Genomic DNA, 23,730 nt, shown 5'->3' with positions numbered 1-23,730 from the left:
CGGCGACACAACTTTTCAACGCCCTCGGGGGAAGCCCACATCCCGGCGGAAGCTGGGCACCGGCACTCGCAGGGGCGGGAACCTATACCTATACCATGACACAAGATCCGTGTTCAGTATCTTCTAAAGTAGTAGTTACCGAAGAAACTAGACCCGACGCCGGATCAAATGCTACGCTTGAAATATGTGCCGGAGCAACGATAACACAAACTGAACTCTTAACACTATTGGGAACAAAAAATACTTCCGGAATATGGAATCCCAATCCTGAAGATGCTGGCCCAGGATCCTATACCTATACAGTTACCGGTGGTCAATGCCCTGATGCCTCATCAACAATAACTGTGACCGTATCTACAGTTGATACCGATGGTGATGGCATAATTGATTGTGAGGAGCTTACTGATGGTACCGACCCTCTTGACGATTGTGACTCTATCGGCGGAACACCATTACCTACTAGCAATTGCGATAGCGATGAACTAACAGAAAAGGAAGAATCAATAATAGGTACAGATCCAACAAATCCCGATACAGATGGTGACGGGGTTATCGACGGACATGAGGTAACCGATAGTACAAACCCTCTAGATATTTGTGACTTTTTGTTAGAAAGCCAAACAGTAACACCATCAAACGCCTGGTACCTATCAGATTGCGACGAAGATATGTTGAGTAATCAGAAAGAAATAGAATTAGCAACAGACCCTACCAATCCTGATACTGATGGAGATACAATAAAAGACGGCCAAGAAGTAACTGATGGAACAGATCCTTTAGACCCCTGTGATTCCATTGGCGGAACACCGCCTACCGGATCATCCTGTCAAGTATATGTTGAGCTTGATTTGGTACAACCCGGAGATATTGAGCATGGAAATTTGAAAATTATTAATATCAATCTTTTTCCCAATAACAATGTACAAGTTTATAACCGATGGGGAGTAGTTGTTTGGGAAACCAAAAGATATGATAATCGATCCAATGCCTTTGATGGTACTTCAAAAGGCAGACTAACCGTCATGGCTAATCAGAAGTTACCTTCCGGCGTCTATTTTTATGAAATAAAATACCTCTCGAAGGGTCAAGAAAAATTGCTGTCCGGTTACTTATACCTTATCCGTTGATTCGGATAAAATAGTTAAAAAATAAGATATGGGAAAAACACTTATTTTATTTACGATTCTGATTTTCGGATGTTGTTTCCCGATTTTCGGGCAACAAGATGCACAATATACGCAGTATATGTATAACACCTTAGCGGTAAACCCCGCCTATGCTGGCTCCAGAGACCAATGGGGAGTGTCCGCATTGCACCGCTCCCAATGGGTAGGATTAGATGGTGCACCAAGCACCCAAACTTTCAATATTAATGGGCCGGTTACAAGTAAATTGGGCTTAGGTCTCTCTATTGTAAACGATGAAATAGGCAACCATACGAACCAAAACACTTATTTTGACGCCACATTCTCCTATTCTATCAAAACCTCGGAAACTGCCAAGCTTTCTTTTGGACTAAAAGCTGGAGGACACGCATTGAATATTGATTTTAACAACCTTAGAAACTATAGTGCCAATGTTCTCTCACCCACAAATACCGAGATATATAAGAAATTTTCACCAAACTTCGGGGCTGGTATTTATTACCATACCTCAAGTTTTTATATGGGCCTATCAATTCCCAACTTCTTAAAAACAGAACATTTTCAAGAATCAGGAGAGACGACCACCTACATTGCTACCGAAAGAATGAACTGGTACCTAATTTCCGGATACGTATTTGACCTTAATTCATCACTAAAATTTAAGCCCGCCTTTCTGTTCAAAGCAATTGAAGGAGCCCCGTTGCAAATGGATTTGTCGGCCAACTTTTTACTCAACGAAAAATTCACACTGGGAACGGCCTATCGATGGGATGCCGCTTTTAGTGGACTTTTTGGTTTCCAAATGTCAAATCAATTTTTATTGGGGCTGGCATATGATCATGAAATTACAGAACTGGGTGGTGCTCGCTTTAATGATGGGTCATTTGAAATATTTCTCAGATATGAATTTATCAAAAAAGAGAAAGTAGATCTAACTCCTAGGTTTTTCTAACAAATTATACAATGAAAGTCAGATTTGTCTATATATACGCTATTCTTATTTTAAGTTATTGCTCAAGCAATGCACAAAGCAAAAAACAAGAGGATAGCAATAATTTTGACAATTACGCACATATGCAGGCGATAAGCACTTATGACGAGTTGGCAAAACAAGGATTCTCACAAGAAGAGATTTGCAAAAATCTCGGCAATGCGAACTATCTAAACGCTCGATATGAAGAAGCCGCCATATGGTACGGCAAGTTATTTGAATTACAAGAAACTACTATTGCCCCAGATTATTTATACAGGTTCGCCCAATCATTGAAATCAATTGAAAATTATGAAGAATCGGATATCTGGATGAAAAAATTTGAAGCTATCAAGGGGAGCGATGTTCGTGCCCTCAAATTTTCAGATAACCCAGAATACTTAGATGACATACGAAAAATGCCGGTTCGTTATACAGTTAAAAACCTTTCATCGGTCAACTCAGATCGTTCTGATTTTGCACCATCGTTTTATTTGAACGATTTAGTATTCTCTACCGACCGGGATATGCAACATATCAATAAGAAAAATAGTAAACCCTATTTAAACCTATACTTGGCCTCTTTTTTGGAGAATGGAGAATACGGTAATGTCTCCAGTTTTTCAACTGAATTGAATATCAAAACCAATGAATCTTCTTCGGTCTTCGCAAAAGATGGCAATACAGTATACTTTACAAGAAATAATTCGAATAAAGGAAACTTTAACCGTGATAAAAAAGGAGTTAGTAGGTTAAAAATATATAGCGCTCGCTCAAAGGGAGGTGTTTGGACGGATATTACTGAACTGCCTTTTAATAACAAAACATATTCCGTTGCCCACCCCACATTGAACGCCAATGAGACTAAATTATTTTTCTCGTCCGATATGCCGGGCACCATTGGTTCATCAGATATTTACTATGTGGATATTAATCCGGACGGCACCTTTGGCGAACCGCAGAATTTAGGACCCAAGATCAATACCGAAGGCAAGGAAACTTTTCCTTTTATTGCCGAATCCGGTATCCTGTATTTTTCATCCGATGGGCATCTTGGGTTGGGAGGTCTAGACTTGTTTTCTGTCGACCTTGAAAACGATGGAATCGTAACTAATATGGGTAGGCCGTTGAACAGTAAAGATGATGATTTCTCCCTGATTATTGACGAGACAGGCCAAAACGGTTTCTTCGCCTCGAACCGTTATGGAGGCATTGGCGGTGATGATATCTATCGATTTGAAAATACTACCGACTGTCTCATTACTGTGGAGGGTATCGCAATTGACAAAGACGATGCGTCAACTTTGGCAGAAACCCTTATTATGGCTTATGACAAAAATCAAACAAAATTGGCCGAAGTTAAAACACAAAGTGATGGCTCATTTTTATTGACCCTACCTTGTCAAGAAGAACAATTTCGTCTGGTAGGCACCCTTAACGATTATGTTGATGCTACTTTATATTTGTCACCCTCAGAAACAAACATTGGAGGTGTGCGGCTTGAAATCGAACAAAAAGAAAAAGTGGCCAATTTAGGTTCCGATTTGACCAAGGTATTAAAATTAGAACCTATCTATTTTGACTTGAACAGTTCCTATGTTCGAACAGATTCATATGCAGAACTCGACAAGGTAGTCGATTATATGCGCAAGCGGCCTGATATAAAAATAGCCGTAGGTTCGCATACCGACAGCCGTGAGGGAGACGATTACAACCTATGGCTTTCGGCCCGAAGAGCGAAAAGAACTGTAGAATATATTACCTCAAAGGGAATAGAAAAAAGCAGAATATCTGGTAAAGGTTATGGTGAGACCCAATTAATCAATAAATGTAGTAACGGTGTTCGCTGTTCCAATAAAGCACATCAACTCAACAGAAGATCGGAGTTTATAGTCATTCAGAAATAAATAAATTTCACTAAAATGGGGCATGTTTTACCATCCCTTTCTTTTTTAATATCCGTCAAGTAGGGTTACTTTTGTACTGCAGATAAATCACCCTATGGTCCAGTTTAGAAAAATAGCAAAAGTTTCATTGATACTTGTGTATTTGGTCATTGTAGCGGGTGCCGTTGTGCGTATGACCGGTAGTGGTATGGGGTGTCCCGATTGGCCTAAATGTTTCGGCCATTACATTCCTCCGACCGACATATCCGAATTAGAGTGGCATCCTAATATTTCGATAAAGAAAGGCCAGGTCATTATTGTCGATGAGACACTTCAGGTTGCCCGTGACGATTTTAAAACATCGACTTCGTACGACGCGACAAATTGGGAACGTTATACCAAACATGATTACGCCGTTTTTAACCCCACCCACACTTGGATAGAGTATATCAACCGTCTTTTCGGAGCCTTGGCGGGGTTGGCTACTTTTGTTCTGGCCCTTTACTCCTTAAAATTCTGGAAAACCAATAAGAAAATAACCGTACTTTCTTGGTTGGTGGTTTTTGCAATGGGGTTTCAAGGTTGGCTGGGCGCAACTGTGGTCTATTCGGTATTGGAGCCTGTAAAAATAACCGTACATATGGTTATGGCATTAGTCATCGTTGCCCTTGTGTTGTATTTAATCTTTGTTTCAAAAAGTACGAAGTCGCATTTTGTTTATGACCCCACACTTGGAAAATGGATAATTTTCGCATTGTGTTTGACATTGATCCAAATAGTATTGGGTACCCAAGTACGCCAGTTCGTAGATGAACAAATAGATCTCTTGGGCCCAGGCACAAACGACCTATGGCTTCATAATCCTGACTTGCTGTTCTACTTACATCGTTCTTTTTCGATAGCTGTGGTAGCCCTTAATCTGTTTTTGGGTTACAAAATCTATTCCCAAAAACTAGGTTTTACAAAAATCTATTGGGTACTGTTACTGATATTGGCCGAAATAATTTCGGGTATGGTCATGTTTTATGCCGACTTCCCTTTTTCAAGTCAATCGCTACACTTGATAATGGCCTCCTTACTTTTTGGAATTCAGTATTATTTAGTTTTAGAAGTCGTTTATGCTAAAACAAGTCATAAAACTTTGTAACTTTGCATTCGCTAAAAATGGAAGGGGAATGATCTATAAAATCAGGGTTATTTTAGATGCTGAAGAAGATATCTTTAGAGATATCGAGATTGATGCTGCGTATTCTTTAGAGGAATTTCACAATGCTATTACGCAAGCCTTCGGATTTGAAGGTAATGAAATGGCATCTTTCTACACCTGTGATGCCGATTGGATCCAAGATGAAGAAATCGCTCTTTTTGATATGAACGAAAGCGGTTCTGATGTACGTTTGATGAATGAAAGTTTTTTGGAGGATGTGCTAACGGAGAATACTCCGAAACTCATCTATGTCTATGATTTCTTGAGTATGTGGACGTTCTTTGTTGAATTGGCCGATATCGTAGAAAAGGAAGACGGTAGATCATACCCCAATTTACTATTTAGTTTTGGCGAATTGCCAGAATTTCCACCGGAAAAGAATTTCGAGTCAGAAAAAACGGTTGATTTGGAAGACAGTTTTGAAAATTACGATGATTTCGATTTCGACGAGAACTGGAACTGACCTTCCCCAGCTCCATTGCGAATCGAACATTGCATCCACATAAAAAAAGATTCTCCTATCCTTGGAGATTAAAACGGAACATACACTATGATCAATCTTTATGCTACCCAAATCGAAAGCCTTTCACTTCATCGTGTTGGCAACAAAAACAAAGGCGAAGGTATATTTTTATCGGCCGAACCCTTTCGATTAAACGATGAAACTTCAGGTTTGCTAAAAGAGTATTTCTTTAAGCCGTTCCGTGAGAAAGAAGAAAACTATTTCCGCTTGGCCAATGAAGTCGACGTTGAATTCAACGAGATTCACAAAATTGTTTCCGATGCGTTTGCCGACCCTTCGAGCATTCATAACAATTCAAAAAAAATTGCCACACACCTGTTCGAGCAATCAAACCATCCGCACATAAAAAATGGCGAAGTATACATCGCCTATTTGAGCGGGGTACTTTTAGATAATGAAAAAGTCGATGCCATAGGAGTTTTCAAAAGTGAGCTAAAGCATGATTTCTTTCAATTTGAAGAAAAAGGAAGTAATCTTGATATCGTAATTCAACAAGGAATCAATATCAACAAATTGGATAAGGGTTGTCTTATTTTCAATATAAACAAAGAAGAAGGCTACAAGGTACTCTCAGTTGACAGCAACCGTTATGATGCTAAATATTGGATAGAAAATTTCTTGGGTGCAAGTGCCCTTACCGATGAAAACTTTTACACTAAAAGCTATCTTAAATTCTGTCAGAACTTTGCAAAAGATGTGGTTTTGCCTGCCGAAGACAAGCAGCAAGAAGTGCTGTTCATGAACCGAGCCGTAAATCATTTTGCAAAAAACGACGCTTTTGAGGAAAGCAACTTTTTGAACGAAGTGATGGAAAACCCGGAACTTATACCGGAATTTAAAAATTACAAAGTAGAAAAAGGCCCAAAATATAGTATTGAAGACGTTTCGAATTTCGATATCGCCAATAAGGCGGTTTCCGATGCTCGTAGAAAAATGAAAAACGTAATCAATTTAGATACCCATATTCAAATTAAATTGGATTTTATAAATCCTGAATCTGCTCAGAAATTTGTCGAAAAAGGATGGGACGAAGAACGACAGATGTACTATTACCTCGTCTATTTTAATAAGGAAGAAAAAAGTTAGTCAACAAATTGACAGAAACAAAGAAGGCTAGAAACGACGCACGTTTCTAGCCTTCTTTGTTTCTAAGCCGTACCCTAATCGTTTAAGAGATTCTGATTTTTTTCTCTAAAATTTGTTTCATGCTTACATCTTGGTAATTCCTCTTCACAAAGTCAAGGGCCAAATTAAGCACTTGTCCCATGGTTTTACATTTTTTAAAATCCATATCCAAGGTAAGGTCGTAAATCTCCGCTTTTAATTGTTCAATGTTTTCGGGTAGTGAAATATCATCAGCCTTGGCTGAGTTGAGCAAACGTTTGATTCTATTTCCTGAACTAATGATCCGTTTTGCCACTATCGATCGCTCTTCGATCTTGTATTGATCTACCGAATCATTCTGCAATTTATTTCGCACCAATTCTACCATGATAAAATTTTCTTTGAAAAACTGTGGGCGATATACCTTTAATTTTCCTTCAAAACATTGCTGGTCAAAATCTATGGCCCGTATACGGTACACTACATGATCAAAGTCGTGAACAGGTACAATGACATAATTGTACGATCGCATATCACCCAATAAACGAATCATACAGCGTTCATTAAATTTTACGAATTCTTTGGCCAATTGCGATTTTTCAGACTCCGTACAATTTGGCAACATGTCTTTTATAAATACATCTCCCGGGATTCCCGCAATATGCTCTTCGATTAGGGTGTCTTTGCATACCAGAAAATTCAGGTTATAGGGCGATAGCATATGCTCAAGTTCTAAACCGTAAATACGTGAGGCATCCGTTTTCTTGACATAAAAATAGGTGAAGTTATCGTTCAGAACATTCCGTACACGAATGCGGAATGGTTTTGAGTTGCCAAAGGTGCAATAATCCACTGCATCTACGTTCAGGTACTGAAAAATATGATCGCTACCGTCAGAATGTAAAATAGAATATACCTTTTTAAGACTTAAATCGATTTCTTGCCGTTCAGAATCGGAATAATATACTCTCACCCATAAAGTATCTTCTTCATCGGCATCATAGACTACGACAGATCCCGCAAAGCGTAATAAATCTTCGTAAAATATGGGAATCTCGATTTTCCGATTGTAGTTATCCAAATATGCATCCAGCTTCGAACTCACGGGATACGTTGGTTTTTTCTTCGACATTAATCGCTCTTCTGACATAGGATATCTTGTTATTTCACTTCTTGATCGTAACAAAATAACGATTTCTTCGTCAACTTACTATAAAGAACCCAAAACTATTCTCGAATTGGAAACCATATTGACCGTAAACAACCTCACCAAAAAATTTGGAATGTTGACGGCCGTTAAAAATTTATCCTTTACAATTGAAAAAGGAAACGTTTACGGCATTTTAGGACCTAATGGTAGTGGCAAGTCGACTACACTGGGTATAGTGCTCAACGTAGTTAACAGAACCCAGGGTGATTTTAGTTGGTTCGACGGACACACTTCGACACACGAAGCGCTAAAAAAAGTTGGGGCCATTATTGAACGTCCGAATTTTTACCCGTACATGACCGCGGAGCAGAATTTAAAACTGGTTTGCAAAATTAAACAAGTATCTCAGGAAAATATCGATAACAAACTAGAACTCGTAGGATTATTAGATCGTAAAAAAAGTAAATTCAAGACCTATTCCTTAGGAATGAAACAACGCTTGGCCATTGCCTCTGCCCTACTCAATGATCCCGAAATCTTAATTCTTGACGAACCCACTAACGGATTGGATCCACAAGGAATTCACCAAATACGGGAAATAATCAAAACTGTGGCATCCCAAGGTACCACCATCCTATTGGCTTCGCATTTATTGGATGAAGTAGAGAAAGTCTGTAGCCATGTTATTATTCTTAGAAAAGGAGAAAAATTGTACGCCGGCTCCGTTGACGGTATGCTGGCAAGTCATGGATTTTTTGAACTACGTACAACGCATACCGAAGAACTGCTTTCTTTTTTAAAGAATAACTCCAGTTTCGGGGAGGTAAAAAACGAAAACGGACTTATCACAGCCTTCCTGACCGAAGCTTTGGATGCAGACACACTCAACAAAATGTTATTTGAAAACGGCATTGTCCTTTCCCAATTGGTGAAAAGAAAAGAAAGTCTGGAAGAACAATTTCTCATTTTGACTAAAAACCAGTCCAATTAATCGATTCTTATGGTACGTTTATTACAAATTGAATTCATTAAACTTTGGAATAACAGGTCTAGTAGAATATTGATTTTTACCTATTTTCTGCTTATTACTTCCATCGCCCTTGTTTCAATGATTAAATTCGATTTTGGGGATATTCATTTTCAATTGGCTGGCCAAGGCATCTTTAATTTCCCATATATCTGGCATTTCAACACCTATTTTGTCGCTTGGTTCAAACTCTTTTTAGCAATAGTCATCGTATCAATGATGGCCAATGAATACAGCAATAAGACCATAAAGCAGAACCTTATTGATGGATTATCAAAAAAGGAGTTCGTACTTTCTAAATTTTTGACAGTTATAGCTTTCGCCTTGATTTCGACCATTTTCATCTTTGTTGTTTCCTTGATTTTAGGGTTGTTATATTCCGATTTCAATGAAGTTTCCATCATATTTTCCGATCTTGAATTTATTTTGGCTTTCTTTCTAAAACTTACGGCTTTTTTCTCCTTTTGTCTTTTTCTCGGCGTTCTGGTAAAAAGATCTGCTTTTGCCCTAGGTTTCCTTTTTATTTGGCAAATAGTCGAAATAATCGCCACGGTCGTTTTGGAGCAAAAAGTTTTCGGAACAAAAAATGGAATGGCCGATTTGGTGACTGGGTTCTTTCCCCTACGGTCAATGTACAATCTTATCGATGAACCAATTACCCGACTCAACGTCATAAAATCGGCGGCAAAGCAACTCGGTGCGGATTTAGGGTCAAACTATCACGTACATTGGTACGAAATGCTCATCGTCATAGGGTGGACGATAATCTTCATTTATTTATCATACGCCCTATTGAAAAAGCGTGATTTGTAGTATCTTGTTGTGATAGTTAGAACACTATATGAACAAGATTACCGCGATTTTCTTTTTTGGCATCCTTTGCCCTGCCTTACTATGGGGTCAAGGAGAAACGCGTAATTGGTATTTTGGCAACGGTGCCGGCATTCAGTTTAATGTTGATGGCAGTGTTACACCACTCGATGGAGGAAGACTAAACACCGTGGAAGGCTGTACTACTATTTCCGATGCCAACGGAAATCTTCTTTTTTACACCAATGGCATCAACGTCTACCGGGCAGATCACGCAGTGATGCAGAATGGCACCGGACTCTTTGGTGACACCTCAAGCTCACAGTCGGCCATCATCGTACCCGACCCCGGAAACACCTTAGGGTATTATGTATTTACGGTAGACACCAATGTTCAAAGAGAGGATATTGATAACGGATTTAATTATTCTTACGTTGATATGAGCTTGGATAATGGGCTGGGAGCAGTTACCATCAAAAACCAAAATCTGCTTGAACGGTGCTCCGAAAAAATATCCGCTGTTGTGAAAGATTGTGACGAAAATTCGTTTTGGGTAATTACGTTGGCCCCATCCAGTTCATATTCAGACACCTATAACACCTTCTATAGCTATGAGGTTGGTTTAGAAGGAGTGGGCCCGCCGGTCACGAGCTCCATGGGTTTGAACATTACAGACAAAAGAGGATACCTGAAACTATCACCGAATGGGGAAAAACTGGCCTGCGCCAATGGCGAATCGGGTATGTTTCTCTTTGATTTCGATGCTGATACCGGAAGGGTTTCCAACCCACTCTCCCTTCAGGTAGATGTTACAAATTTTGCACCCTACGGGGTAGAGTTCTCTTCGAACAACCGCTTTTTATACGTTCACAGTAGCAATGACAATTTTGAGGGTCCGCACTCTTCTTCACTGATCCAATACGATTTAGACGATGCCAACCCGAATAATAGCCGTCGGGTACTGGATGAACGGGCTATTTTTAGAGGCGCCCTACAATTGGGGCCTAATGGAAAAATATATAGAGCACTCTCCCAAAGTTATCAGTCCGGCACCAATTACCTAGGTGTGATCGAGAATCCCGATGACCAAAACACCACTTACACCCATGATGCCATTAACTTAGGAACTGGCAATTACGCCACACAAGGGCTCCCTCCATTTGTACAATCCTTTTTTGATAAAATAGATATTATTAGAGGAAACGGTACCAACAGTGGGTTCTTACCCTTATGCGTTGGAGACAGTTATTCTTTGGAGGCCCCAATTTTTTTAGACGGCACCTATTCGTGGTACAAGGATGATGTACAATTACCCGGAAACGGTCATCTTTTGGAAATCGATAATGCAGCTATCGAGGCCAGTGGCATGTACCGTGTACAAATCGATAGGGCTGGTTTTGGCGGATGCCCCGTTCAAGGAAGGGGTGAAATTCTCGTGGAGGACATACCCGCCCCTGTCAATGCAGTTTTGATCCAATGTGATAGCGATACCGACCCAAATGATGGCATCGCAACATTCAACTTATATCAAGCATTGGATGTACTCACAGGGCCGGATACCGATTTTTCACTTCTTTTTTATGAGAACCAACAAGATGTCGACGATGAAGCACCGATTGCAAATCCCGAACGTTATCAAAGCTCCGGAAACGGACAACAGCTTTGGGTACGGGCAATCAATAACGCAGGTTGTTCAGGTACGGCACAGTTAACGCTGCAGACCAACCCTGTGACCATCGTCCCCTCCGAGATACAGAATTTTTATGGTTGTGACGAAGATGCCACGGACAATCAACTTGCCGGCTACCTTGACCTTGATTTTCTTGCATCGAACTATGAAGGATTCGCCGTATCATTCTATGCCGATTTAAACAATTTAACTTTCGAAGAGAATGCTTTGACCGGTACTGAATTATTGGAAGACGGTACTACAATTTACGTACGATTGGAAAATGATGGACAATGTGCCGATATCGAGCTAATAATTTTACGTATCGACCCTAAACCTGTGGTAAACATACCTATCGAAATTCCAACATTGTGCCTTAATGACCCATCGATATTCTTAGAAGCAGAAGAAGGTTTTCAAGGTTACGAATGGATTCGTATTATGGAAAACGGAACGCACGAGGTAGTCGCCGATGGTCGTATCGCGAATCTTAGTCAAGGGGGGGAATATCTTTTACAGATTACCCGAAGCTACACCGATGCCAATGGTCTACATAGCTGCTCGAATACCGCTAGCTTTACGATACCGGAATCTAATATTGCCAGTTTTGCCCAAGAACCCGAGATTTTAGATGTATCGGAGAACAATATAGTTACCATATTCGTTGAAGGGGAAGGCGAGTATGAATACGCATTACACGATGAAAATGGCCCGTATCAAGATACAAACGTATTTCAAAATGTACCCGCAGGTTTTATTGAAGTGTTCGTTCGCGATAAAAATGGTTGTGGTCTTATCAATACGACGGTTTCAGTTGTGGGCCACGATAAATTCTTTACTCCGAACAACGATGGTGTCAACGACTTTTGGCAAATCAAAGGTATCGATGATATGGTACAGGCAGATTCCTTCATCACGATCTATGACCGTTACGGCACCTTATTGGGGCGCGTAAGTCCGAATACCAATGGCTGGGATGGTAAACAGAATGGTAGATTACTGCCTGCTTCCGACTACTGGTTTCGTGTGCAATTACAGGATGGACGTGAATTTAAAGGTCATTTTACATTGAAAAGATAAGACCTCCACATTATTCTTCGAGCCCTATTCTAAACCATACTTCTTTTGTATTTTTAGCGTATGAAATTCAAAGTAGTTTCCACATTCAAACCTACAGGCGATCAACCCCAGGCGATAAAGCAACTCGTCGAGGGAATGGAAGCCGATGAGCGGTACCAGACCTTACTAGGGGTTACTGGTTCAGGAAAAACATTTACGGTAGCCAATGTCATTGAAAACGTACAGCGGCCAACCCTCATTTTGGCACATAACAAAACCTTAGCTGCGCAATTGTATTCTGAATTCAAGCAGTTTTTTCCCGAGAATGCTGTGGAGTATTTTGTTTCATACTACGATTACTATCAACCCGAAGCCTACATTCCCACTTCGGGACTTTATATCGAAAAGGATCTTTCAATAAATGAGGATATTGAAAAATTACGCTTGAGTACAACCTCCTCCTTATTATCAGGGAGACGTGATGTTATCGTGATTGCTTCAGTTTCTTGTCTTTACGGTATCGGTAATCCGGTGGAATTTCAAAAGAATGTGATTTCCATACAGAAAGATCAGGTTATCGCACGAACGAAGTTTTTGCACCAATTGGTTCAAAGCCTTTACTCCCGAACCACGGCCGACTTTAGAAATGGTAATTTTAGGGTAAAGGGCGATGTTGTAGATGTCTTTCCCAGCTATGCAGACCACGCTTTTCGTATTCATTTTTTCGGAGATGAAATAGAGGAAATAGAAGCCTTTGACCCATTTAACAATAACGTAGTGGAGGTCTATGAAAACCTTAATATTTACCCAGCGAATATGTTCGTTACCTCTCCAGATGTCTTGCAGAATGCCATCCATCAGATTCAAGCGGACATGGTGGCCCAAGTGGAATATTTCAGGGAAATAGGCAAGCCCCTGGAAGCCAAACGCTTGGAAGAACGAACGAACTTCGATCTTGAAATGATACGCGAATTGGGTTATTGTTCGGGAATCGAGAATTACTCAAGATACTTGGATGGTCGCGAACCCGGAACCAGACCATTCTGCCTTCTGGACTATTTTCCCGATGATTATTTAATGGTGGTCGATGAAAGCCATGTTACGATACCCCAAGTACATGCCATGTACGGTGGTGACCGTTCAAGAAAAGAAAACTTGGTGGAATACGGTTTTCGTTTGCCCGCAGCCATGGACAACAGACCCTTGAAATTTGAGGAATTTGAAGCCCTTCAGAATCAGGTCATTTATGTTAGCGCAACCCCTGCGGACTATGAATTGCAACTAAGCCAAGGTGTTTTTGTAGAACAGGTAATTCGCCCAACAGGACTTTTAGACCCCATTATCGAAGTACGACCGAGTTTAAATCAAATCGATGACTTGGTCGAAGAGATACAACAGCGTGTAGAAAAGGATGAACGTACATTGGTAACCACCTTGACGAAGCGTATGGCCGAAGAATTGGCAAAATACCTGACCCGTATACAAGTGCGCTGTAGATATATTCACAGCGATGTAGATACTTTGGAGCGTGTCGAAATTATGCAAGATTTGCGTAAAGGTATTTTCGATGTACTCATCGGAGTTAATCTTTTACGTGAAGGATTGGATTTACCGGAAGTATCACTTGTGGCCATTTTGGATGCGGACAAAGAAGGTTTCTTGCGCAGTAATCGTTCATTGACCCAAACAGTAGGTCGTGCTGCGCGACATTTAAATGGGAAGGCTATAATGTATGCCGACAAAATTACGGCCAGCATGCAAAAGACGATTGATGAAACAAACTATCGCCGCGAAAAACAAATGAACTACAATACAAAACACAATATTACACCTACCGCTTTGAACAAAAGTTTGGATAGTGTACTGGCTAAAAATTCAGTTTCGACCTATCATTTCGAGAAGGAGGAACTACGTGCCGCAGAACCCGATTTGGAATATCTGACCAAAGACCAAATTGAAAAAATGATACGGGGAAAAAGAAAGGAAATGGAGAAGGCCGCCAAAGATCTCGACTTCATGCAAGCGGCAAAATTGAGAGACCAAATTAAAGTGCTACAAGCACAAGGAAAAGAATAATTCCTGAATTCATCACTTAATTCTCACCTTAAGGACTAAAAACTGAAACCTTAAATATTTAAATTATATTTTATACCTTAAAAAACTGGTTAATAAGTAATTATTTTAATTTTTAGACTTATCTAAAAATGACAATATAGCCAAATAAATCGAATTTATCTTCTTCAATTTCTAGATTAGAGGCACCACAAAAGAAAATAAAAAAAAGCGTTCCGATTTCTCGAAACGCCTTCTTAACTAACCAACCAAAACAATCATTATGCAATTTTTTTAAGCGAAATTTGCATAATTTATTTTATCGTTTACGATAACTCAATCATTCTTTTAGGCTTAGGAAGTGCCTCTTTCTTTTTAGGTAAAACAAACTTCAAAAGTCCGTTTTCATAGGTTGCTTTTATCTTCTCCCCATCAATAGTTTTAGGTAAGGTAAAAGCTCTTTTAAAAGAAGAATAAGTAAACTCCCTCCTCGTATAATTTTCTTCGGTAGCATTCTCTTCAGATTTCACTTCCGAGGAAATAGTCAAAACATCTTTATCCACTTCAATGTTGAAATCTTCTTTTTTTCTTCCAGGCACCGCCAATTCCAATTCAAAATCTTTTTCATTTTCCTTGATATTTACCGCAGGAACAACATGGGTAGCATTTTCCATTCCTCCGAACCAATCGGGCCTAAAAATTTCATTCATCAATGAAGGAAAAATCGCGTCGTTTCTTTTTACTATGCTCATGATATTATTATTTTAATTGTTAAACTTTGATTACACACCGTAAAAGACAATCTCTATACCAAATGAAAATTACTGCCTTTATGTCTTGTTTAGACGCTTAACTACTGCCATATTGTCAAAATAGGACTGGTTTAGAAGTGAAAAACAGTCAAAAAATCAGCAATTATCACTGACATTATGGTGCATATTCTCCACCAACAAGGTTTATGATAAATATTCAAAGCAAATTTCTTATTAATCAATTGACTATAGTTAATTTGCACCACCTAAAAAAGATATCGAATATGACCAATAATGATGTTTTAAAGAAATTGAGAGTAGCCCTAAAGCTACGCGACGATGAAATCGTAGAAATATTGACCTTGGTAGATTTCAAAATATCAAAAAGTGAACTCGGGGCCTTCTTTAGAAAAGAAGATCATCCCAAATATATGGAGTGCGGCGACCAAATATTGCGTAACTTTCTAAACGGACTAGTCATCTATTTACGTGGCACCAAGGACAACCCTAAAAACCCCGGAGATGTGTTAATTAAAGCCTCGACAAGCACTATCCGCAGCAAAAGACCTGACTTTAAGGAACAACAATTAAAACGTATGGATAAGGACATTACTCCCGTGAAATACAAGAATAAAAAAAGGTCCTGAGTTACAGGGCCTTTTTTAAGAGCTTTTACAGATTCATATTCTACCGGCCACTACACGAATAGGGATTATATAGGTCTCCCCTTCTTTATAGCTTGAAAATTCAACTTTCTTGTAATTCAATTTATACTTTATTGCATATTCCAATTCCTTACTATTGGAATCAATGGTCAAAATGACAATTTCATGATCCCGATTTACGATAAACCGTACATCTGCGGTCTGATCCACCAATTCAGCATCAAATGCGTTTTTTTTCAGAAGACTCCAAATTCTTGCCGTTAGTTGTTTTGTTGGCTTTTCCGTTTCCGGGCCATTCGCCCACATACTTCCCGTTACCAATAGCATTGCAGCTATTAGCATCAAACTAATTTTTCTCATGACTTGTTGTTTTTACCCCGTCCTACCAAAATCCCATAAGAAATAGGTGTACTGGGTTTGATTATTAATTGATTGATGATGATACTCTACTTAAAAGACGGCTCTGATTAAAAAATGTTACATCTTGAAGACGGTATTCATAATATTTTTATTCGCCATTACCGTATTTTAAAAGGATAAAATGGAGACGCTCTGCTCAACAAACAAGACGTGCTTTATTGAGAAATTTTATCTAAACATAACCGAACAAAGGGTTGTGCGACCTTACGGTCTGATTTGAATGAGGAAAAATAAAAGCAAAAAAAAGACCATGCTTGCACACGGTCTTTTATCATTTATTAGGTAACGAAGTTTTAGCTCAATAAGGCCTTTACTTTATCGGCCGCTTCTTGAAATTGTACCGCGGAATGCACGGCTAAACCAGAATTATCTATAATTTCTTTAGCAAGCTCTGCATTTGTACCCTGCAAACGAACAATGATAGGCACTTTAATAGCATCACCCATATTTTTGTAAGCATCAACAATACCTTGGGCCACACGATCACAACGAACGATTCCACCAAAAATATTAATCAAAATAGCTTTTACAGCGGGATCTTTCAATATAATGCGGAAGGCCTCCTCTACTCTTTTTGCATCGGCAGTACCACCAACATCCAAGAAGTTAGCGGGTTCTCCACCAGCCATCTTAATCAAATCCATAGTAGCCATTGCCAACCCGGCACCGTTTACCATACAGCCAACATTACCATCTAGATCAACGTAGTTCAAGCCCACTTCTCGCGCTTCCACTTCTATGGGGTTCTCTTCTCTAAGATCGCGCATTTCAGCATATTGCTTTCTTCTGAAAAGTGCATTGTCGTCTATAGAAACTTTGGCATCGACGGCCATAATCTTATCATCGGAGGTTTTTAACACGGGATTGATTTCGAACATACTCGAATCACTTTCCGAATATGCCTTATAGAGTGCCGTAACAAATTTGGTCATTTCCTTGAAAGCCATTCCTGAAAGACCTAAGTTGAAAGCAATTTTTCGGGCTTGAAAAGATAATAAACCAGTGGCAGGATCGATTTCTTCAGTATAAATTAAATGTGGAGTCTTTTCCGCCACTTCCTCAATATCCATTCCTCCTTCGGTAGAATACATAATCATGTTGCGACCTGTTCCACGGTTTAATAATACCGACATATAAAACTCGTTGGTTTCACTATCACCTGGGTAATAGACATCTTCAGCGACCAAGACTTGGTGTACTTTTTTACCTGCGGCCGAAGTTTGAGGAGTTACCAAATTCATTCCGATAATCTGTCCGGAAATCTCTTCTACTTCCTTAAGGTTTTTGGCCAATTTAACACCGCCACCTTTTCCACGTCCCCCAGCATGCACTTGAGCCTTTATTACGTGCCAACCCGTTCCGGTTTCCTCCGTCAATTGTTTTGCGGCATCTACCGCTTCCTTTGGAGAATGTGCTACAATACCTCTTTGTATTCGCACACCAAAACTGGCTAAAATTTCTTTTCCTTGATACTCGTGAAGATTCATATTGTCTAAAGGTATTGGGTTCGGATGCAAAAATAGGAAACGAAACCGATTTACCCTAATGAAAAACTGTAAGGAATTTTCAGAACATCAGAGGTGCTCTATTTTTCAAGATAACCTCTAGGGAAGCTCCTAAAATTTCGTTTGCTCGGAACCTTGTTTTAGTCCGTAACACAGCTAAAACATGTCGTATCCGCATTGAACAATTAATGGTGCTACGATTTAAGACCGTCAAAGTCGAGGGGATCGAAGTTTTTAAAGTGACCATTTAGTTCGATTGTCTTCTTAGTTCTATCTACTTCCTTAAGCACGGTTATGGTAGCTCGTAAATGTTTTCTCAAAAACTCAAGACGCTCGCTTTCCTTAGCTATTCGCAAGAGTTCATATTCTTGATCGAAAGACAGTCCCATTTTATGGGCCAGTACATAGCTATGAAATTTATCTATGGGAACAGGGCTAAAAGGAACGTCCATCAAACCATAGAGCTCTTCCAAACCTTCCAACACCTTGAGTTTTGCCGACTCTTCGCCATCATTGACCGTATCCAAAAAATTCACCGTGCCCCCTGCGTAAAGCTTCCCTTCTAAATTACTTTCAAATTCAACAATTTCAAATACCTGCCTGGCGACACAAACAACATCCATTTCCCCGTCTTCATAAGTCGTCACCACTTCGACAAGCTGCACCTCCGTTCCAAACTCAATACGGTCGTTAATATAAACCGGTATTCCAAATGTGATAGCTTCTTTCCTACAATCACTGATCAATTGCTTATACCTATCCTCAAAAATATGCAGCGGCACAGTTTCACCTGGAAAAAAGATTGACCGTAATGGAAATAAAGGTATTTTCATGCTTTAATATTTGGTATAAAATTACGACTGCCGAAGCGTATTAGCAAATTAAAGAATAAACACTATTTGTTATAAATGTAACATTTTGTTGTATTTTAAATAGTTGTGGCCGATTTTTTTGTAGATACAAATGTAACATCCTAAATTCGCATTAAATATTGAAGTACTATGAAGAATGCTGATTTGCTCAAAATTGCAAAAACCTACGGAGATCCCGTTTATGTATATGATTCTGAAAAGATAACGGCGCAGTTCAAACGATTGACAAATGCCTTTAAAAGTGTCAAGAATTTAAAACTGAATTATGCAGCCAAGGCACTTTCAAACATAACGGTCTTGCGATTGATGAACAGTTTGGGAAGCGGACTTGATACAGTTTCCATTCAAGAAGTACAGCTGGGACTCATGGCAGGCTTCAATCCAGAAGATATCATCTTTACGCCCAACGGTGTTTCTCTTGAAGAAATCGAAGAAGCTGCCGCATTGGGCGTACGGATCAACATAGACAACCTTTCCATTTTGGAGCAATTCGGAAGCAAGCATCCTGATATTCCAGTGTGTATCCGAATAAATCCGCACGTAATGGCGGGGGGCAATTCGAATATTTCAGTAGGCCATATCGATTCAAAATTTGGTATTAGCATTCATCAAATTCCGCATCTTTTGCGTATCGTAGAGCTTACTAAAATGAATATCAATGGGATACACATGCATACGGGCAGCGATATTTTAGATATCGACGTGTTTCTCTATGCTTCTGAAATTCTTTTCGAAACAGCAAAAAACTTTAAAAATCTTGATTTTATCGATTTCGGAAGTGGTTTTAAAGTTCCTTACAAAGAAGGTGACATCGAAACCAATGTGGAAGAACTCGGAAAAAAATTAGGAAGCCGATTCAATGAATTCTGTAAAGAATACGGCAGAGAACTCACTCTAGCTTTCGAACCAGGTAAGTTTTTGGTTAGTGAAGCCGGATTCTTTTTAGCTAAGGTCAATGTTGTAAAACAGACAACCTCGACGGTTTTCGCCAGTGTAGATTCTGGATTCAACCATTTGATTAGACCCATGTTCTACGGAGTTTCGCACAAGATTGTGAACATATCAAATCCTGAAGGTAGGGAACGCTACTATTCGGTAGTGGGCTATATCTGTGAAACGGATACCTTTGCGAGCAATCGGCGTATCAACGAGATTTCCGAAGGCGATATTCTTTGCTTTAGAAATGCTGGTGCCTATTGCTTTACCATGTCGAGCAATTACAATTCACGATTCCGGCCACCGGAAGTTTTGTGGCATGAGGGCAAAGCAATATTGATTCGAGAGCGGGAAACATTCGACGACCTCATCAAAAATCAGGTCGATATTAAAGATTTGTTTTCCACAAAAAAGGAAAAGGAAGCGGTAAAATAAACCTCATTTATTTTCGTTAGTTTTGGTATAGTTGTTGGACTAATGACCAAAAACGTGCTCGAATGAAACGAATCGCTAAAATTGCCTCAAAGAAGACCTTTTTTTTACTATGCCTTATGTTGATGGGTATGGTTTCGAATGCCCAAGAAGTAAAATGGCTATCTTGGAACGAGGCCGCGCAATTGGCCACTACAGACGAAAGCCCGAAAAAAATATTTATCGATGTTTACACGGATTGGTGTGGTTGGTGTAAAAAAATGGACAAAGACACTTTTCAAAATGCCGAAGTGGCGGCTTACATGGCCGAAAACTTTTATATGGTAAAATTGGATGGTGAGGGCAAAGAGCCTATCGAATTTAAAGGAAAAACTTATAAATTTATTCCATCGGGACGAAAAGGGTATCATGAATTTGCGGCTGCATTGATGCAGGGTCGTATGAGCTACCCGACAACCATATTTTTGGATGAAGGAATGAACATGCTTTCTCCTGTACCAGGTTACCAAAAACCCGAGCCCTTTCTAAATATCGCTAGATATTTTGGTGATAACATATATAAGGAAAAGGATTGGCAGGCCTACAGCGGAAAAGGAAGCAAATAAGTACTAATCTTTGTTCAACTCAATTAGCATCGGCAGAAAAATATCTTTGACAATGGAGAAAGAAAGTTTGTCTTCATTTGGATAAGAGACTGACCAAAAACATTCCACTTGACAAAACCCGTGTGAATCTCATTTTTGATTATTTAACTATAGTTAAATTTAGAAAAGTTTTAATTACCTATTCCTCAAAGTCTTTCAGAAGCTATCTTCTTCAAAATTTTGGTATAGTCTCTTAGGAAGAAGATTTTCAAAATAAGCTATAAAAAAAGCCCTTGTAAAGGGCTTTTTTTATACTACCAGATATAGATGTCATTTACCTGCTATAATTCGGAGACTCTTTGGTTATGGTTACATCATGGGGATGGCTTTCGTTGATACCACTGGCCGTAATTTTCACGAACTTTCCATTTTCCTTAAGCGCGGCAATATCCTTGGCGCCACAATAGCCCATACCAGCACGTAACCCTCCAACGAATTGGTGTATGCTTTCATAGAGTTCTCCTTTGTAGGGTACACGACCCACAATCCCCTCAGGTACTAATTTTTTAATATCGTCTTCCACATCTTGAAAATAGCGGTCTTTGCTACCTTCTTTCATTGCTTCAACAGACCCCATACCGCGATAAGATTTGAATTTTCGTCCTTCGTAGATAATGGTCTCTCCCGGTGATTCTTTGGTACCGGCCAGCAAGGACCCCAACATCACCGTATCTGCCCCCGCCGCAATGGCTTTGGGAATATCTCCTGTATAACGGATACCGCCATCCGCAATAACCGGTACACCGCTGCCCTTTATGGCCGCCGCAACTTCCAACACCGCCGAAAACTGTGGAAAACCGACTCCTGCCACAACACGGGTAGTACAAATAGAGCCCGGGCCAATACCAACTTTTACGGCATCTGCCCCAGCTTCGACCAAGTATTTTGCTGCATCACCAGTGGCAATGTTGCCCACGATAACTTCTAAATCAGGGAATTTTTTCTTAATATCCTTTAAAACCATAACCACACCTTTCGTATGACCATGAGCCGTATCAATAACTATCGCGTCGACCCCCGCATTGACTAAAGCCTCTGCCCTATCAACAGCATCCGGAGTTACGCCAACTGCCGCAGCAACACGCAAACGACCGTATTGATCTTTATTGGCACTCGGTTTTTGAGTTAATTTTGTAATATCCCGAAAAGTGATAAGTCCGACTAGTTTATTGTCCTTATCGACTACCGGTAGTTTCTCGATTTTATTTTCTTGAAGAATGTCTTCGGCCTGCCCTAAAGAAGTTCCTTCACTAACGGTGACCAATTTTTTTGAGGTCATTACCTCGGAAATCGGACGATCGTTATTTTTTTCGAAGCGTAAATCCCTATTGGTTACAATACCCAATAATCTTCCTGCGTCATCGACAATAGGTATACCCCCAATACTGTATTCCTTCATGTAAGCCTTGGCATCGCGTACCACGGAATCTAACGGAAGCGTTACTGGATCAATGATCATACCACTTTCGGCACGTTTTACCTTTCGTACTTTCATGGCCTGCTTTTCAATGCTCATGTTTTTGTGCAATACACCGATACCACCTTCTTGGGCCATGGCAATGGCCATTTGTGATTCGGTCACCGTATCCATGGCGGCAGAAACTACAGGTACATTGATAGTAATGTTACGGGTAAATTTTGATTGAATATTGACCTCCCGAGGAAGTACTTCGGAAAATGCGGGAACCAAGAGTACGTCATCATAAGTGAGACCTTCTCCTAAAATTTTATTTATGTGGGCTTGCATGGCAATTAAGGATTAATTGCGTGCAAATGTACTGATTTATTTCGGATAATTTTAGTTGCGGGGCAAAGGTTTCAAAGTCAACTGATATAGTACCAAAAAAGCCGATAATGTGAAGGTTGTAGTCATTAATATACCTGAAAAAAGTACCACGTATTTCATCCAAAGCATACCGGCCCAAAGCATATAAATACCCCCGAAAGTTAATATAACGGACAAAAACGGCTCAATTGTCAAAAACAACTTCCAATTTTTTGGAAGCTTAGTAAGCCACACTAACCCTCCCAATAAAAAAAAGATAAAAGACATGGAGAGAATATGTGTGTGTATAATGGTGAGCATTTCACGCTCGCCCTTCTTAAATTTCATTTCAGTTACCTCATCCTCTACCCCTAAGTCACTATCTTGATCTTCGTTGCCCAGGTAATTTTCTTCAATTCCAGTTGGCGAATTGGTACTCGTCTGACCGACAAATAAAAGTCCGGTATAGAAACCCAAAGATAATATTAACACAAAGGATCCGATAAAGATTTTTATCTCCTTGGGAAAGGTAGAAAGCAATCCATTATATTTCATTTCAGAATTTCCTTTTTCTGAAGTATCTCAATAGTCTGCAGAAGATTGTCCATTGCTTTGGTCATCGATCGTACAGAAATCGTAGCCCCTGAAATTCCGTCTACATTGGTTCTGGGGTCTAAGCGATCTCCACCTGTTTTCCCTAAAAATTGTTTCAACCATCTTTTGCTTCCTATTTCTCCGCCGTATTCTTCCCTGTAGATGAGTATTTTCGAATTGATCACTACAAGATTGGTATCAAACACTACTAAATAGTCGAATTTTGCCGTTTTACTAGGGGCCTGATCAACGAAGGCATAACCCAAAAGTTCTTTATTATTACTAATGCTATAAAAATTATCAGCAGTTATTTTTGCCGGAAGTTGATTGTTCAACGTATTAGATACCGTAACAGACTGCCAGGAAAATTCGGCAATTTCAAAAGTTTTTTCAATTTCTTTTTGCACCCTTTTCTCCAAATTTTTCGGAAGTCCGAAACCGAACAAGAAAAATGTGGCAATCAATAAAATAGCAGAAGTGTGTTTTCCGTATCGCATAGGCAAATATATTAATTTAGACTCAATCTCAATAAGCTAAGGCCAA

Annotated in this window: 21 protein-coding genes; 13 read left to right on the top strand and 8 right to left on the bottom strand. The window is 39.6% G+C overall.

Going from position 1 to position 23,730, the window contains the following annotated elements:
• The 6 genes from BLS33_RS22680 to BLS33_RS22655 all read left to right on the top strand — a co-directional run.
• Positions 1-1,127 (top strand): T9SS type B sorting domain-containing protein (locus tag BLS33_RS22680; RefSeq protein ID WP_143017673.1); only part of this gene is annotated, 1,127 nt, incomplete at its 5' end.
• Between the two features lie 28 nt (positions 1,128-1,155).
• Positions 1,156-2,097: a PorP/SprF family type IX secretion system membrane protein gene (locus tag BLS33_RS22675; RefSeq protein WP_089895285.1), complete on the top strand. Its 942-nt coding sequence runs from the start codon at positions 1,156-1,158 to the stop codon at positions 2,095-2,097.
• Positions 2,098-2,108: 11 nt separating this feature from the next.
• A complete protein-coding gene (locus BLS33_RS22670; RefSeq protein WP_089895283.1) occupies positions 2,109-4,022 on the top strand; it encodes an OmpA family protein in 1,914 nt (637 codons plus the stop codon).
• A gap of 94 nt (positions 4,023-4,116) precedes the next feature.
• Positions 4,117-5,148 (top strand): COX15/CtaA family protein, encoded by a 1,032-nt coding sequence (locus BLS33_RS22665; RefSeq protein ID WP_089895282.1) that lies wholly within the window; start codon positions 4,117-4,119, stop codon positions 5,146-5,148.
• A 28-nt stretch (positions 5,149-5,176) separates the two neighbouring features.
• A complete protein-coding gene (locus BLS33_RS22660; RefSeq protein WP_089895294.1) occupies positions 5,177-5,671 on the top strand; it encodes an IS1096 element passenger TnpR family protein in 495 nt (164 codons plus the stop codon).
• An 87-nt stretch (positions 5,672-5,758) separates the two neighbouring features.
• Entirely contained in the window at positions 5,759-6,817 is a 1,059-nt protein-coding gene (locus BLS33_RS22655) for a nucleoid-associated protein (RefSeq protein WP_089895280.1), read from the top strand.
• 82 nt (positions 6,818-6,899) lie between these two features.
• Here the strand turns inward: BLS33_RS22655 and BLS33_RS22650 are convergent, their stop codons facing one another.
• Entirely contained in the window at positions 6,900-7,985 is a 1,086-nt protein-coding gene (locus BLS33_RS22650; protein WP_089895278.1) for a hypothetical protein, read from the bottom strand.
• 88 nt (positions 7,986-8,073) lie between these two features.
• On the opposite strand from BLS33_RS22650, the gene BLS33_RS22645 reads away from it, so the two are divergent.
• From BLS33_RS22645 to uvrB, 4 genes are read left to right on the top strand one after another with little or no spacing between them, the layout of a single operon-like run.
• Positions 8,074-8,976, top strand: coding sequence for an ABC transporter ATP-binding protein (locus BLS33_RS22645; RefSeq protein ID WP_089895276.1), 903 nt, complete (start codon positions 8,074-8,076; stop codon positions 8,974-8,976).
• Between the two features lie 9 nt (positions 8,977-8,985).
• Positions 8,986-9,825, top strand: coding sequence for an ABC transporter permease (locus tag BLS33_RS22640; RefSeq protein WP_089895274.1), 840 nt, complete (start codon positions 8,986-8,988; stop codon positions 9,823-9,825).
• Positions 9,826-9,853: 28 nt separating this feature from the next.
• A complete protein-coding gene (locus BLS33_RS22635) occupies positions 9,854-12,571 on the top strand; it encodes a T9SS type B sorting domain-containing protein (RefSeq protein ID WP_089895272.1) in 2,718 nt (905 codons plus the stop codon).
• A 60-nt stretch (positions 12,572-12,631) separates the two neighbouring features.
• On the top strand, positions 12,632-14,626 hold the full coding sequence (uvrB, locus tag BLS33_RS22630; RefSeq protein ID WP_089895270.1) for an excinuclease ABC subunit UvrB: 1,995 nt from the start codon (positions 12,632-12,634) through the stop codon (positions 14,624-14,626).
• 302 nt (positions 14,627-14,928) lie between these two features.
• On the opposite strand, the gene BLS33_RS22625 is transcribed toward uvrB, so the two are convergent.
• Positions 14,929-15,354 carry an Hsp20/alpha crystallin family protein gene (locus BLS33_RS22625; RefSeq protein WP_089895268.1) on the bottom strand — a complete coding sequence of 142 codons (426 nt, stop codon included), beginning with the start codon at positions 15,352-15,354 and terminating at the stop codon, positions 14,929-14,931.
• 284 nt (positions 15,355-15,638) lie between these two features.
• On the opposite strand from BLS33_RS22625, the gene BLS33_RS22620 reads away from it, so the two are divergent.
• Complete coding sequence (locus tag BLS33_RS22620; protein WP_089895292.1) at positions 15,639-16,001, top strand: DUF1456 family protein; 363 nt, start codon at positions 15,639-15,641, stop codon at positions 15,999-16,001.
• A 33-nt stretch (positions 16,002-16,034) separates the two neighbouring features.
• Here the strand turns inward: BLS33_RS22620 and BLS33_RS22615 are convergent, their stop codons facing one another.
• The 3 genes from BLS33_RS22615 to BLS33_RS22605 form a co-directional block, all read right to left on the bottom strand.
• Positions 16,035-16,379, bottom strand: coding sequence for a hypothetical protein (locus BLS33_RS22615; protein WP_089895266.1), 345 nt, complete (start codon positions 16,377-16,379; stop codon positions 16,035-16,037).
• 353 nt (positions 16,380-16,732) lie between these two features.
• Positions 16,733-17,926 carry an ADP-forming succinate--CoA ligase subunit beta gene (gene sucC, locus BLS33_RS22610; protein WP_089895265.1) on the bottom strand — a complete coding sequence of 398 codons (1,194 nt, stop codon included), beginning with the start codon at positions 17,924-17,926 and terminating at the stop codon, positions 16,733-16,735.
• A gap of 212 nt (positions 17,927-18,138) precedes the next feature.
• Positions 18,139-18,777, bottom strand: coding sequence for an LON peptidase substrate-binding domain-containing protein (locus BLS33_RS22605; RefSeq protein ID WP_089895263.1), 639 nt, complete (start codon positions 18,775-18,777; stop codon positions 18,139-18,141).
• Positions 18,778-18,945: 168 nt separating this feature from the next.
• On the opposite strand from BLS33_RS22605, the gene lysA reads away from it, so the two are divergent.
• Entirely contained in the window at positions 18,946-20,187 is a 1,242-nt protein-coding gene (lysA, locus tag BLS33_RS22600) for a diaminopimelate decarboxylase (protein ID WP_089895261.1), read from the top strand.
• Between the two features lie 116 nt (positions 20,188-20,303).
• Positions 20,304-20,789, top strand: a complete 486-nt coding sequence (locus BLS33_RS22595; protein WP_089895259.1) for a thioredoxin family protein — start codon at positions 20,304-20,306, stop codon at positions 20,787-20,789.
• A gap of 313 nt (positions 20,790-21,102) precedes the next feature.
• On the opposite strand, the gene guaB is transcribed toward BLS33_RS22595, so the two are convergent.
• The 3 genes from guaB to BLS33_RS22580 are packed head-to-tail and all read right to left on the bottom strand — an operon-like array spanning position 21,103 to position 23,684.
• Positions 21,103-22,575 (bottom strand): IMP dehydrogenase, encoded by a 1,473-nt coding sequence (guaB, locus tag BLS33_RS22590; protein ID WP_089895257.1) that lies wholly within the window; start codon positions 22,573-22,575, stop codon positions 21,103-21,105.
• A 51-nt stretch (positions 22,576-22,626) separates the two neighbouring features.
• Positions 22,627-23,148 carry a hypothetical protein gene (locus BLS33_RS22585; RefSeq protein WP_089895255.1) on the bottom strand — a complete coding sequence of 174 codons (522 nt, stop codon included), beginning with the start codon at positions 23,146-23,148 and terminating at the stop codon, positions 22,627-22,629.
• A complete protein-coding gene (locus BLS33_RS22580; protein WP_089895253.1) occupies positions 23,145-23,684 on the bottom strand; it encodes an FMN-binding protein in 540 nt (179 codons plus the stop codon). Before BLS33_RS22580 ends, BLS33_RS22585 begins: the two co-directional genes overlap by 4 nt.
• Positions 23,685-23,730: the final 46 nt, after the last annotated feature.

This window comes from Kriegella aquimaris, assembly GCF_900103215.1.
In the GTDB taxonomy this organism is placed as follows: Bacteria; Bacteroidota; Bacteroidia; order Flavobacteriales; family Flavobacteriaceae; genus Kriegella; species Kriegella aquimaris.
This window is presented reverse-complemented; position numbering and strand designations above follow the sequence as displayed.